Source organism: Stenotrophomonas sp. SAM-B, assembly GCF_013387485.1.
In the GTDB taxonomy this organism is placed as follows: Bacteria; Pseudomonadota; Gammaproteobacteria; order Xanthomonadales; family Xanthomonadaceae; genus Stenotrophomonas; species Stenotrophomonas maltophilia_AA.
Genome location: NZ_JABBXB010000002.1, coordinates 382,405 through 396,248, shown reverse-complemented (window position 1 = coordinate 396,248; position 13,844 = coordinate 382,405). Strand labels below are relative to the sequence as shown.

Annotated in this window: 8 protein-coding genes; all 8 read right to left on the bottom strand. The window is 65.5% G+C overall.

Annotation, left to right across the window (positions count from 1 at the left end; translation table 11 throughout):
- Positions 1–157: 157 nt before the first annotated feature.
- Positions 158–874: a fimbrial protein TcfA gene (locus tag HH110_RS06015; protein ID WP_176988817.1), complete on the bottom strand. Its 717-nt coding sequence runs from the start codon at positions 872–874 to the stop codon at positions 158–160.
- 47 nt (positions 875–921) lie between these two features.
- Positions 922–2,058, bottom strand: a complete 1,137-nt coding sequence (locus tag HH110_RS06010) for a CfaE/CblD family pilus tip adhesin (protein WP_176988816.1) — start codon at positions 2,056–2,058, stop codon at positions 922–924.
- Positions 2,055–4,766 carry a TcfC E-set like domain-containing protein gene (locus tag HH110_RS06005; RefSeq protein ID WP_176988815.1) on the bottom strand — a complete coding sequence of 904 codons (2,712 nt, stop codon included), beginning with the start codon at positions 4,764–4,766 and terminating at the stop codon, positions 2,055–2,057. Before HH110_RS06005 ends, HH110_RS06010 begins: the two co-directional genes overlap by 4 nt.
- 93 nt (positions 4,767–4,859) lie before the next feature.
- Entirely contained in the window at positions 4,860–5,375 is a 516-nt protein-coding gene (locus HH110_RS06000; RefSeq protein WP_176988814.1) for a CS1 type fimbrial major subunit, read from the bottom strand.
- A 194-nt stretch (positions 5,376–5,569) separates the two neighbouring features.
- The gene (locus HH110_RS05995; protein ID WP_176988813.1) at positions 5,570–6,202 is read right to left on the bottom strand and encodes a response regulator transcription factor; all 633 of its coding nucleotides are present in this window, start codon (positions 6,200–6,202) and stop codon (positions 5,570–5,572) included.
- Positions 6,203–6,581: 379 nt separating this feature from the next.
- On the bottom strand, positions 6,582–9,857 hold the full coding sequence (locus HH110_RS05990; RefSeq protein WP_176988812.1) for an autotransporter outer membrane beta-barrel domain-containing protein: 3,276 nt from the start codon (positions 9,855–9,857) through the stop codon (positions 6,582–6,584).
- A 210-nt stretch (positions 9,858–10,067) separates the two neighbouring features.
- The gene (locus HH110_RS05985; protein WP_176988811.1) at positions 10,068–12,821 is read right to left on the bottom strand and encodes an autotransporter outer membrane beta-barrel domain-containing protein; all 2,754 of its coding nucleotides are present in this window, start codon (positions 12,819–12,821) and stop codon (positions 10,068–10,070) included.
- 5 nt (positions 12,822–12,826) lie between these two features.
- Positions 12,827–13,844 (bottom strand): autotransporter outer membrane beta-barrel domain-containing protein (locus HH110_RS05980; protein WP_176988810.1); only part of this gene is annotated, 1,018 nt, incomplete at its 5' end.

Here is a 13,844-nt window from a genome sequence, read left to right as displayed (position 1 = left end):
GCAAGAACTCCTTAGGAGTGGATAAACAGAGAAGGAAACAGGTGGAGAGACAGGCGAGCCGGCCAGCGGCCGGCACTACCGCGGGCATGCGGGGGCCGTGCCGCGCTGCGGTGGGCGCGGCTGGGTGACGACGTCAATGGATGCAGCTAGGCCTTGGTCAGGGCTGCAGCTCACGTTCGTGTGAGCGATAGCCGGCATGGCTCAGCCGGTAGTGCACGCGGACGCGATCGCCGCTCGCGGCGGTGAACGGCAGCTGGAGCTGCTGGCCTGGGTAGATGCTGTGCTGGATGTCGTGCAACTCGCATTGATTCTTCGCTACGCAGCGCTCCACCGTTGTCACGCCGAGGCGGAGATTGCCGGTGTTGTGCAGGGTGGCGCCGTCGAGGCGCATGTCCGGCACCGGATCGGCAGGCAGTACATGCACCAGCGTGCCCCAGATCAGGCTCAGCCCCACCTGCGCTGCTGGGCCTTCTTCGATGGGCGTGCTGGTCTCATCCGCATCACCGCGGACACCTTCGAAATAGACCCGATACGCGGTTTCCTGCGTCACCGTGCTCAGCGGAATGACGCGTACCAGGCGGTTGCCGCCGCCAGCCAGCGCGAACTTTCCCGGGGTGACCGCGATGGCATCCAACTGGCCCGGCTCGATGTCGACTTCTGCTTCATCGTCGGTAGCGGGATCGACGATGCGCTTGATGGTGGCCTGGACATACTGGGTCTGCGCGGATTGCGAGTACACGCGTACCTGTGCACCGCGCTGGTGCTCGACCGCCACGCGCATGGGGTGCACGGTCAGGTTGGCGTGTGCAGCGGGGGTAGCCATCAGCAGGGCCAGCGCTGCCAAGGCGGCGTAAAGGCAGACAGTTGGTTTCATCACGGGTTTCTCGGTCACGAAAAGGAACGCACGACAGACAACGGCCATCAGGGCCCGGCCGTCGGCAGGGTGAACTCAATGTGCAGGTCGCCCTGGTAATACCCCTCCGCCTTGCCGGATGCCGGCACGCGCGGGGTGATCAGCGACAAGGGCGTAGGCACGCAGTACACCGGGTGGGTCATGCCGGGCAGCAGCACCAGCCGTAGGCGGGCGGTATCGATGCCGCGCAGGATCTCGACGCGATCGTTGTGCAGCGGCAGCCGGCTGCCGTTGTGATCCATCACCACCTCATAATCGAGCCGGTGCCGGTCTTCGGTGCCACCGGTGTGGTGCCATACCGAGAACATGCCAGGCGGCCGTCCCGGTGCACTGCGGCCGTCATCCCGCAGGGTCACCTCGAAGTATTCGGCTTGTGAGCCCAGGCCGTCGTAGAGGCACATGTCCAGGTTGGCGCGGCCGCCGATGCTGGGCTGGCCGATCGGGTTGTAGTCGATGTTCAAACCGACCCGGGGCGACACCTGGTCGAACTCGGGGAAGTAGATCGACATCGCATCGCGGTCGGTGATCGTGAGGTCGAAAGTGAAGGTGTACTTCGCGAGGACCGGGCCTGCGGGATCGGCGCGCAGGAACAGTTCGAGGGTGGCGTCCCAGCGGCCTGCGACGAGCTTTTCGAGTTCGCGCTGCGGGAGTGACAGAGCCGCACCCGTGCCTGCGGGAACACGGCCAAAGCACTTATCACCCCAAGAGGTTGACAGAGGATATGTTCCCGTGTGCCAGTAATTGACACAGGTCCGATCTGAATCTGCCCGCTCCAAGAATCCACCAAGTGCAAGCTCTGTACGTAGGCCACTGCGGCGTTCAGTGAACCGAAGATTCACGGTACTTCTACCGAGTCCGTTCTCCCCTGTGTCGACGACCGGGCATCTACCTCGATCGGAGTCACTATCAGAGCCGCAGGTTAGATGGATCAGTCCGTACTTGAGACCCGCGTCAGTGCTGTACCCCAACACAGTCCGCTCCGCCCACAGCACCTGATCCCCCGGCAAGGACCCTCGGTCATAGGTCAACTCGACGTTGCGCTGTTCACTGGCTGGATGCGTCTCAGGCGGCTGCTGCGCATGTGCCGCACCAACCATCAACAGCGCCGGCCACAGCCATGCACAAGAGAAAGTGAAACGGCTCATTTACGGTTCTCCACGGCGGCCGACGAGGCGGTGCCGTTGGTCAAGGCATGTTCCTGCAGCAGCCGCTGCACGCGGGCCTGCTGGTGGATGGGTGCGGGTAGCCGATCGAGGGCAAGCGGCTCGCACTGCACCTGGCCCACCAGCAGCAGCACGCTGCGGCGCTCGCGCACGGTGAGCGGGCACTGCAGGAGACGGTCGCCCTGCAGCAGGTAGAGCATCTGTTCGCGCTGCGGGAAGTCGGCAACGAAGCCGCCGCCCCGGCTCAACGCAGGCACCGGGGCGTTGAGCACGCGTGCGCCTTCCAGCGGTTGCCCGTCGATGTCACGCGCGCTACCAACGAAGGTGTAGGTGACATCCAGCGCCACCGGCATGTGCAGCACCTTGCCCGGCGGCAGGAACAGGCGGTGACCGGCGCCCATGCCGGAGACGCGCACCGCCGCGGCGCTGTCGTGCGCGCTGACGTCCTGCACCTCGGCGCGGCCCGCTGTGTACGCGGCCATTGGCAGGAGGCGGCGCTGGCCGAAATGCAGTACCTGCCGGCGCGAACCGCTGACGTTTACTTCCGCCGCTGGCCCCAACAGGGCGAGGTCTTCGGCATCGTCCACCTGCACCGCCACGCCGGCACCGCCACTGAAGCCGCTGCCGACGAACCAGCCGGCACGCGAGACCGCCAGGCCGGACGTGTAGGTGGCGCTGTAGGACATCTCCGAGCGGCCCTCCGTGCGATAGCCGGACACGGTGGCCGCGCTGGCGCCGAGTTCGTTCTGCAGGCGGCCGCTGACCAGCGCACCGTAACGATCGGTGTCACGCCCGTTGAGCTCCGCGCCCAGCTCCTTGTACCCACTGCCGGTATCCCAGCGGCGGACCTGGCCGGCACGCCAGCCCAGTTCCTGCCCGCGCACGTCGCCGCGCTGCAGGTCCAGCGAGACACGGTCCTGGCGGCTGCGGCCGCTGCTGCGGGCCAGGCGCGAAATGGACAGGTTCAGGTAGATGCCGTTGTCGTCGGCCACGTCGCTGCGCTTCTGCCGGTACAGACCCGCACGGGTGGAGATGCTCAGCCCCTGCCAATGGGTGGTGCGGTTGAAGCTGGCCTGCAGGGTGCGCGACACCTGCGACTGCAGGTTCGACGGCAGTGGCTGGCCCGGCGGCGGCAGCCACGGCAGATCCGGGCCGGGCGGCAGGTCGGGATCGCGCTGCCAGTTGAAGCCGACGCGACGGGTGTAGCCGAAGTACAGATTGCCGCCTGCCAGCGGCATCGCCACCGAGGCGCTGAGCGAGTCCTGGCAGCCGAGGCTGTCGCGGGTATCGCCATACTCCACGCGGCAGGCACTGCCTCGCATGCGCTGGTTGTAGAAGTTCCAGGACAGGTAGCGGCGATAGCTGACCTGCTGCTGCACGCCGTGGCTGCCGTCCGAGCCGCCGAGCCACGCGAGCGTGCCGTTGACCTCGTTGGGCCCCTTGGCATGACGCGCGTCCAGCCGTCCTTCCGCATAACGCACGCCATCGACCGTGGCCACGCCCAGGGTCATCGCTACCTGCTCATGCAGTGGAACCCGCAGACCCGCCTGGAACAGGCTCTCGTCGCCATCGCGGTCGAAGCTGCGCGCGGCGCGGCGCCCGCCTTGTGCGAACCACTGCAGGGTGCCATCGCCCAAGGGCTGGCCATTCTTGTTGAACGGCGCGTCCTCGGTGCGTGCCAGCACGCCATCCTCATAGATGCGCAGGGTGACCAGGTAGCTGCCGCCGGGGAAACGGGTGGTATCCAGCTCGTTGATGCCGGCATCGAGGTAATAGCTCTGCAGCAGGCGGTCGCCATCCAGCGCATCCACCCGCGCGTTGCGGCTGAGCAGTACGGTCAGCGGGCTGCCCTGCCCCAGCTGCTGTTGGTCCAGGTAGGCCTGGGTGGTGCCGATGCGCGCGCCTTCGAAGCGGTCCAGCGGCAGCATCCCGAAGCCGAAGTTGCCGCCCTGCGCGCTGGAGAGGTTGCGGCGGTCCATGCGCCCGGCCTGCAGGTAGTGGCGCTGGCCGAGGTCATGGCGATAGTAAAGATCGTTGACGCTCAGCCGCTGGTCGGCGCTGCGATAGCGGCTGTCCTGGCGCACGAAGGTCCAATCGACCGCGACATGCCCCTGGCGCATCACGCCGAGCATGCCGTTGCCGTTCACGGTGAGGTTCTGGTAGTCGCTGCTGCCACTGAGGTTCATGGAATGCTGGTGGATCAACGCGTTCTGCGCGTTGTCGCTGATCTGGTGATACGGGGTTCTGCCATCGCGTTCGGTGGGCAGCCACTGCTGGGCCACGAACAGGTGCACAGCGCCCTCGCCTTCGTCGTAGATCAACCGGACCTGGTCCGGTGCCTCCGGGGGCGGCAGGTAGCCGCAGCCGGTGGATGGCGCGCCATAGCGGCACGCCAGCTGGGTGTTGCGGGCCAACGGGCTGCGCAGCGCCGGCAGCAATGCCGCGCGTGCGTCATCGCTCAATGGCAATCCGGCGAGTACTTTTTCCGGGTTGTCGAACAGAACGCTGTCTGCTGTGACCAAGGCCGAGGCCATGCCGCCCGAGCGGCCCATCAGCCGCACGTCCAACTGCTCCTGCTGGCCATCCACCACGTCTTCGAAGCCGGCCGGAGCTGGACGCGCATGAAGTGACGGTGCAGCGATGCAGATGCCGATAGCCAAAGCCAGTCGGGTAGCGGGGAGACGGAGCATGGGCAGGGGAATCCAGGGCGAAACAGGGCGATTCACAGCAATGCGCAGTGCCACCGCCACGTGTGAGCGTGGCAGTGGCGCTGCGAGCAACAGTTACGGTGCAGTGGCCTTCTGGTTCAGAGCGATGCTGACCAGGCCTTCATAGTGGCCGGCGACAGTAATGGCCTCAGACGTGGTCTGGCTGACGACCAGCGGCATTGCGATCGAGCCACCATCGCCCGCGTCCGAACCCGGGAACAGCTCGGCAGCGGTGAAGTCGGTGACGGTGGTCTTCAGCTCGCGGCCGTTGAGCTTGACCGTCATCGGGATCGCCTTGGCGGCACCGCCAGGCGTCGACGGCAGCAGCTCGACTACCTGACCCAGGCGAACTTCCACGTCTTTGAGACGATCGTTGGTGTAGATGCGGACCTGCTCGCTCCACGGGCGCAGACCGGAACCGGGCATGTACGCCAGCTCTACCGAGTCATCCAGCGCGGTGCCATCGGCCTTGAGCAGCGACAACGTCGGATCCACGTCCGCCCACACGATGATGTGCGCCTCGGCGGCATGGACGGAGACGGATGCAGCGCACAAGCCAACGGCCAGGCACAGTTTTGCCATGTTGTTCATTCGGTATTTCCTTTGTGGGATGTTCAGAGGGACTGACCGGGCGGCGTGGGAGGCGTTGAATGCCCCACCCGATCAGGATGCTCAAAGTAGAGATGCAAGCTGCGGTGCACCATGCAACAACTCGACAAAATTTCACTGTCGACGTGAACGGGGATCGCAGTCACAGTTCATTGCTTTCTCTCCCACGTGCTGTCTCATCCACACGTCGGCGATAGTCCAACGCGCCGTGCGTAATCCATCAGTTCGAACTCGGTCATGAACCCAAGCCGCTTCATGGCGGCGCACTTCTGACGGCTGATAGTGCTCACAGTTCGGCGATGGAACTGGGCGATCTCATTGATCTCCATGCCATGCGCCAGCAAGCGCACCACTTCACTTTCGCGTGCGGTGAGGCGGTTCGCGCAATGGGCAGACGTCTGAAGGCGGCGCGCGATATCGGCGGAGTAGTAGTTGCCGCCTGCGAGAATCGTTTGGACCGCTTCGATCAGGACACTCAATGCACTGGTTTTTTCCAGGATGCCGCCAACGCCCAGTTTGGCGATCGCACGCAGCACTTCCGGGTTGCTGAAGGACGTCACCACCAGTACACGGACGTCCGGAAACTCACGCCGGATCCCTGCCACCATGCGGACACCATCGGGTCGCCTGCCGCGCGGCATGGAGAGATCGGTGATGACCAAGTCACACAGGCGTTGTGACAGCAGTACTTCCAGCTGCTCGGCATCGGTGGCCTCACCCACCACGGCGTAGCGAGCGTCGCGGCTCAGGATGGCATGCAGGCCAATGCGGATGACCGGGTGGTCATCTGCAATCAGAATTCGTTTCATGGCAGGGCCTCGAAGTGGTACACACGGACGCGACGAATCGGACCGGCGCATGCGGCTGCATGTGCATCGACGGCGTATTCGTCCATGAACACTCACAGTGACCGGGCCACCTGCATTCAGCGCCCGCTTATCTCACGTGGTGAGGCACCACGCTAGGCGCGTTCCCACGGGCTCGCCATGCATCAACTTGAGTAAACAGAATTCTGTGCTGTCGGTCGCAGACGCGCTGTTTCCGTCATGCTTGGCCTATCGCGATAGGCACTGTCTGCTCAGCAGCAGCGCTTTGCCTGCTCGCTGAAACGAAAAACGCCCCGGAGTCGCGATGGACTCCGGGGCGTCGGGTGATGCAATGGCGCGGCTCGAATCGCCGCGCGTTCCGTTACCAGGTACTACGCAAGCCCACCTGACCCGTCATGTCGCGGTATCCGCCGTCGCCACCCTGCAGGCCCAGGTCAGCCCAGGCCGTCCAGCGTGAACCCAGTTGCAGCGCGGCACCTGCCTTCGCTTCATAACGGTCCTGCGGCAGGCCGCCCGACACGCGCTCGCCATCCAGGCGCAGGCTGTTCACGTGCGGCTCCCGCAGCCAGTTCACCGCCACGAAAGGCTGCACGCGATTGCCGGCGTCAGTCGCGGCATGGCCGAACACGCGCACGCCGACGCGGTTGCCCATCCCACCGGCATCACTCCCGTTCACCACCGTGCCGTTGGCCTCTGTGTGGTCACCGGCACTGAAGCGGGTGTAGCCCACCTGCAGCTGCGGCTCGATGAACACCGTGGTGCGTGGGCCGTCAACCATCTTCACGGTATAGCCGGCTTCCAGCGAGGCCGAGGCGGCGCGGCTGTCGTAGCGCTCTTTGGCCAGCGCGTCGCCGTGCACCGTATTGGTGAAGCGTGCGTACTGCACCCAGCCATCCAGATAGAGGCCGCTCGTCTCAACCGGATCCTGCAACCAGCTGCCGTACACGCCGAGCGCGCGACCCTGCACCGTGCCGCGCGCGGTGTAACCGGTCAGCCTCGAGGTCACCGAGCTGTCGGTGCGCCCCTTGCCTGCCATCAGCCCCAGGTGTGCGCGGCCTTCCGGGCCGAACGCAAACAGATCGGTGCCCAGCTGCAGCACGTTGCCATCACCGCTGACCTCCAGCTGGCCGCCGACGACGCCATAGTCGGCCTGGTTTCGGGATGCGCGCACCCAGGCGCCGGGCTCACCCTGCCCACGGGCGGTGCCGCCGGTGCGGTCGTGCAGACGCATGCCGAACATGCCGGTCGCGGCCACCTGGTTGGCAAGGTAGGCACCGACTTCCGGACGCAGCACCGGCACCGGCGGCGGTGGTGGCGGCGGCGGGGTCGACCCGCACTGTGGCAGGGCAGGATCGATTTCGCACTGCTCCGGCAGTGTGATCGTGCAGCGGGCGCCGCGTGCCGCATCGTTGCAGGGGCTGGTCGGTTCCTGCCATTCCGAACGCAGGTACCAGTCGCCATCGGCAGGATCGGCCACGCCGCCCTTGAACAGGAAGTACTCGTACTGCCCACCCACCGCGCGGCCGGCCAGATTGAATTCACCGTTGGAGGCGCCATCGACCTGGACCACCTGGATCCCGTTGACGGTCTGCGCGCCCTGCCCGCCCACGTTGTTCACCCACAGCTCTGCATTGCCGCGGGTATCGCCCTGCACGTGCAGGCGGTCGATGGCCGATCCGTCATCCGCCAGTGCGCCGTTGAACAGGATCCGGGCGTTCTGCGTGTCCAGATCACCGGTGACGGTCAGCGTATTGAAACCGCCCGCCCCCACTTCGGACAGCGCCACCACGCTGTCATGCACGGTCAGTGCGTTGACGCTGGCATCGCCGGTCAGGGTCCACTGGCTGTTGCCGGTCAGCGAGAGGGTATCCAGCGCGATGCTGCTGCCCGTCCACGCGGAGCCATTGCTCAGGGCAAGCTGGATTGTCGGCAGGGCCATCGGGCCGGCGTCACCTTCCGGCGGAAGCACCACGATGTCGCCGCGGGCCTGCACGTCCTGGTCGAAGGCCAGCGATACGGGACCGGTCACCGTGTTGTCGAACGCGATCAACGTGCCGTTGCCGCCGATCAGCTGCGCGCCCTTGGCGATGCGCAGCTCGCGCAGGCTGCGCACCCAGATCGCGCCATGCTGGGCGCTCACCAGCGAGCCACCGTCGATCTCCAGGCGGCCCTTGTCGTTGATCACCGCGCCCCATGCCTCCGCACCTTCGGTGCGCACATGGGTGCCCTTGAGGGTCAGGCCACCGGCGCCTCCGCTCAGCACACCATAGGCCTTGTCGCCGGTAGTCAGAATCTGCCCGCCGTCCAGGTTGATGATGCCGCCCAGACGCGCCACTGCACCGATCCCGCCGAAGCCGGTGGTGTGGACGTCCACGTTGTGACCGGTGATGACCGGACGTCCACTGCCGGTATCCTGCGAGGCATACAGTCCGTGCGACGAAGCACCGGCCGTCACCAGGCGGGTGTCATTGAGGGTGACCTGGCTGGCGCGGTTGTCCAGCGCCACCGCGTTGTCCGCCGAGGTCTGCAGATGGCTGTGGCTGACCTGCACCGAGGAGGCACTCGGCGCCCACAGCGCGGTGCGGCCGGTGGCATAGATCTCCACACGGTCCAGCACTGCAGTACCGCCGTAGCCGTTGACGTTTACGCCGAGGCCGGCGCTGTCGATGCGGGTATTGGTGATCGTCGCCTTGGCATTGTTGGCCAGATAGACACCGTCCGCGCCTGCCTGTGTGGTGGAAACGCGCGAGCCTCGAATATCCGCATGGCTGACGCTGCCGTCCACCCGCACCCCGTGCCCGGTACTGATGATGTCCACGTTGTCGAGCACGGCCAGGCCACCCACGCCGACACCGATGCTGGAGGCGCCGCGGGTTTCGATCCTGCTGTTGGACAGGTGCAGCTCGGCATCGGCCTGTGCCCGCGCGCCGGCACCCAGGTAGCCCTCGGTAATGATGGTGACGCCATCGCCGTCTATCCTGCCGCCATTACGCGCCAGGATGCCCTCACCCCCCGTCGCGTGGATCTGGACCTTATCCAGGCTCACGCTACCCCCGTCGGCCTGCACGCCGTACGTGCCCGACTGGTGGTTGGTAATACTGCCACCGGTCATCGCAACGTGCGCGCCGGACAGGACGGTCAGGCCGTTGGAGAAGTTGCCGTGGGTTTCCAGCACGGCATCGACCAGCTCAATCCGCGCGTTCTGCGTGGCTTTCACCGCATCGCTGTTGCTGCCTTCTGTGCGCACGGCCAGGCCACCGACCGCCGCCCGGATGACACCGCCATCGGTTGCGGACAGCCCGGCGGCACCGTTGCCGGTCGTGCGGACGGTGGCGCTAACCAGATCGATCTGGCTGCCGATACCCGTGGCATGCGCGGCCGCAGCGCCATTGCCGCTGGTCACGAGGTTGACGGCACCCAATGGCGAGATGGTGCCGCCGTTCAATGCATGGAAGGCATAACCGGCCGTACCGCCGGCATCCACCGGCTCGGTGGTCACGTAATCGCCGGCGGCAGGGTTCTGGGTGTCGCCGTCAGCGACGACCTGCTGCGCGAGGACGGGATGGGGGAACAGGAGGGCTGAGGCTATGGCGATGGCCAAGGCGTGCGGCGCAATGCGCGACTGGGGGGACAACATGGGGGAGTTCCTGGAATGGGTAAGCCGCCCCGCATCCGCAACCATATGGTGCGCCAATGCAGGGGCTCGAAGATGCTGACCGCATCAATCGAGAGTTCCCATGCAATTAGTTTCAAATCTCGTGCTGCTGATTTGTATCCTGCATTTCCCACGCTGAAGGCCGGTGCGACGGATCGCACCGGCCCGGCAGAGCCTTGACTCTAGTCGCTGTTACCAGCTGCTACGCAGACCGATCTGGCCGCTTACATCCTTGTAGCCATCGTCGCCTCGTTGCAGGCCCAGGTCGCCCCACGCCGTCCAGCGGTCGCCGAGCTGCAGCGACGCGCCGGCCTTGGCTTCGTAACGATTCTGCGGCAGGCCGCCAGCCACGCGCTCGCCATCGAAGCGCAGGCTGTTGTCGCTGGATTCGTGAATCCAGTTGATTGAGACGAACGGCTGCACGCGATTGCCTACCTCCGCATTGGCATGGCCGAAGAAGCGCACACCGACCCTGCTGGTCAGGCCATCGGCGTCGCTACCGTTGATCACCGTGCCGTTGGATTCGGTGTGACTGTCAGCGGTGGAACGGGTATAGCTCAATTGCAGCTGCGGCTCGACGAACATCGCGACGCGCTCGCCATTGGCGACCTGGACGCCGTAACCGGCCTCGACGGAGGCGCTGTTGGCGGTGCTGTCATAACGCTCCTTGCTCAGGCCATCGCCCTGAACACTGTTCTTGAATTGCGCACGCTGGGCCCAAGCATCGACATATAGCCCGGTCGTCTGCGCCGGGTCCTGCAGCCAGCTGCCATAGACACCGATCGCCTGCCCTTCGACCTTGCCCTTGGCCGAGTAGCCAGTCAGACGGGAGGTCACAGTGTTGTTCGCACGGCCACTGCCCAGCATCACCCCCAACTGGCCCCGACTGCCCTCGCCCCAGGTGAACACGTCGGTACCCACCTGCAGTACATCGGTATCGCCGTTGACGCTCAGCTGATCGCCAATGACGCCGTAGTCGGCCTGGCTGCGGGACACGCGTGCCCAGGCACCACGCTCGGAGAGGCCGCGAGCCGTTCCGCCGTTGCGGTCATGCATCCGCATGCCGAACATCTGCGTGGCAGCGGACTGGTTGGCCAGGTACGCACCCGGCTCCGGGCGCAGCACCGGCACCGGCGGCAGGCACTGCGGCAGGCTCGGATCGATCAGGCACTGCTCCGGCAGAGTGATCACGCAGCCCGGGGCGCTGGGATCGGCCAGGCAGGGATCCGGATCCGGCGGGATGACGGGTGTGCAGCCCGGCAGGCTCGGATCGGCATCGCACGGGTCCGGCGTGGTCGGCAGCTCAGAGCGCAGGTACCAATCGCCATCGCCCGGATTGGCCTTGCCGCCTTTGAACAGGAAGTACTCATTCTGGCCGGCGACAGCACGTCCGGATAGCGAAAACACCGCGTTGGAGGCGCCATCCACACGGATCAACTGGATTCCCTCCACCGTGTATCCCCCGGCTCCCCCCAGGTTGTTGACCAGCACATCAGCAGTGCCTCGCGTGTCACCCGTCACGTGAAGAATGTCCGAAGGCGAGCGGTCCCCAGCAAGTGCGGCGTTGAAGACGATTCGTCCTGCATTGCTATCCAGGTCGCCTGCAACGGTCAGTGTATTGAAGCTGCCCACTCCTGACGACAAGGTTATCCCGCCCTTGTCCAGCCGCAGCGTTTGCACCGTCGAATCGCTGGTCATATGCCACATGCTCTCGCCACTGATGGCCACTACATCGACCACGTCAGTTGCGCCACGCCAGGCAGCCGCGTTGTCCAGCTGCACATCGATGCTGTCGATGCTCTTTCCAGTAGCGCCAGTCGTGGAAAGCACTATGTCGCCTTCGGCGTAGGAGGCGCGATCCAGTACCAGCTGCAACGTGCCTACTGCTGATGCATCGATCGCCAGCAGCGTGCCGTTGCCGCCCGTGACACGGGCGCCATCGGTAAAGTTCAGTCGCCCACCGCTGCGTGCCAGGATCGCCCCATGACGTTCACTCGCCAGCGAGCCACCCTCCATGCTGAGGCTCCCTGCCTCTGACAGCACCGCAGCCCAGGCCTCACTCCCGTACACCGCCACGTCCGTTCCTTTCAGCACGGCGTCCCCGCCTACGCCAATCCCAACGCCCCGGTCACCGACTACATCCACTCGGCTGCTGTTGAGGAGCAGCTCGCCGGTGTTCTCCAGCCGTGCACCGTATTGCGCAGGACCATCGACGGACAGTCGTAGTTGCGTTCCCTCAATCCGCCCACCCTTGGTTGCGACCAAGCCATCGCCGCTTGCGATACGGATGTCGATCGATCGCAACAATGCCGTTCCCGCGTCAGCCACCACGCCATGCGATCCGTCGCCCTTGAGCTGAAGCGCGCCACGGTCCAGCGTGACCAGGCCGTGATCGCGGGAGACAAGGCCGTGTGCAGCGGCGCCGAACGTCGTGACGTCGACTTCGTGAAGCGAAATGATGCTGTTCTGTATGGCCACCGCACCATAGCTGGCGGCGCCCGTGGTAAGCACATCGAGGCGATTCCCACCCTCATCTCCGCTGCCGACGAGGTAGCCCTCGTCGCTGGCGGAGAATCCAGCAGCACTGCGACCACTTGTGCTGATTGAGCCGCCCGCGATGACAATCAAACTGAGCGCTCCCTGTGCGTGAGCACCCGCTGCCCCGTCTCCGGACGTAGCCAGATTGACAGGACCATCCGTTTCCAGAACTCCATCGTTGACGGCGTAGAAGGCGTATCCAGCCGTGCCAGCGTCGTCGACAGGTTCCTGGGTGGTGTAATCGCCAGACGGCACGCGGATCGCCGTACCGTCAGCGACTACCTGCGCGGCCCGTAAGGGGGCAGCTACCGTGAGCGCCGCGGCGATAGCAAAGGGCAATCCGCGCAGGCTGAGCAGCTGGCAGCTCGCGCGTCCCGCCCTCAAGCCGATGGTGGTCCTGCCAGTCATAGCGCTTACCAGCTCGCCCGCAGGGCGACCTGCGCGCTCGCATTCCTGTAACCCCCATCACCGCGCTGCAGACCCAGATCACCCCACGCCGTCCAACGACCGCCCAGCTGCAGCGAGGCACCGGCCTTGGCTTCGTAGCGATTCTGCGGCAGCCCGCCGCTGAGCTGTTCGCCATCGAAGCGCAGGCTGTTTTCGTTCGACTCGCGGATCCAGTTGACCGACACGAACGGCTGAACGCGATTGCCCGCCTCGGTATTGGCATGGCCGAAGAAGCGCACGCCGGCGCGACTGGTGAGCCCATCCGCATCGCTACCGTCGATCACCGTGCCGTTGGATTCGGTATGGGTGTCAGCGGTAAAACGGGTGTAGCTCAGCTGCAGCTGCGGCTCGACGAACATCGCAACGCGCTCGCCCTTGGCGACCTGGAAGCCATAACCGGCCTCGACCGAGGCACTGTTGGCCTTGCTGTCGTAGCGTTCCTTGTTCAGGCCATCGCCCTGCACACTGTTCTTGAATTGTGCGTGGTTGGCCCAGGCATCCACGTAGAGACCAGTGGTTTCGGCGGGGTCCTGCAGCCAGCTGCCATAGACGCCGATCGCCTGCCCGTCCACCTTGCCCTTGGCCGAATAGCCCGTCAGTCGCGAGGTGACCGTATTGTTGGCACGGCCACTGCCCAGCATCACGCCGAGCTGGCCGCGCTCCGCACCCCAGGTGAACACATCAGTGCCTACCTGCAGCACATCGGTATCGCCATTGACAGTGAGCTGGTCGCCGATGACGCCATAGTCGGCCTGATTGCGGGACACGCGCGCCCATGCTCCGCGCTCAGCGAGTCCACGGGCGGTACCGCCATTGCGATCATGGAAGCGAGTCCCGAACATCTGCACCGCGGCGCTCTGGTTGGCCAGGTAGGCACCCGGCTCCGGGCGAAGCACCGGTACCGGCGGCAGGCACTGCGGCAGGCTCGGATCAATCAGGCACTGCTCCGGCAGGGTGATCACGCAGCCCGGCGCGTTCGGGTCG

Coding starts and splice junctions, on each gene's coding strand:
- HH110_RS05990 (WP_176988812.1), bottom strand. CDS start 9,857: ATGTTGTCCCCCCAGTCGCGCATTGCGCCGCACGCCTTGGCCATCGCC.
- HH110_RS05985 (WP_176988811.1), bottom strand. CDS start 12,821: ATGACTGGCAGGACCACCATCGGCTTGAGGGCGGGACGCGCGAGCTGC.
- HH110_RS06015 (WP_176988817.1), bottom strand. CDS start 874: ATGAAACCAACTGTCTGCCTTTACGCCGCCTTGGCAGCGCTGGCCCTG.
- HH110_RS06005 (WP_176988815.1), bottom strand. CDS start 4,766: ATGCTCCGTCTCCCCGCTACCCGACTGGCTTTGGCTATCGGCATCTGC.
- HH110_RS06000 (WP_176988814.1), bottom strand. CDS start 5,375: ATGAACAACATGGCAAAACTGTGCCTGGCCGTTGGCTTGTGCGCTGCA.
- HH110_RS05995 (WP_176988813.1), bottom strand. CDS start 6,202: ATGAAACGAATTCTGATTGCAGATGACCACCCGGTCATCCGCATTGGC.
- HH110_RS06010 (WP_176988816.1), bottom strand. CDS start 2,058: ATGAGCCGTTTCACTTTCTCTTGTGCATGGCTGTGGCCGGCGCTGTTG.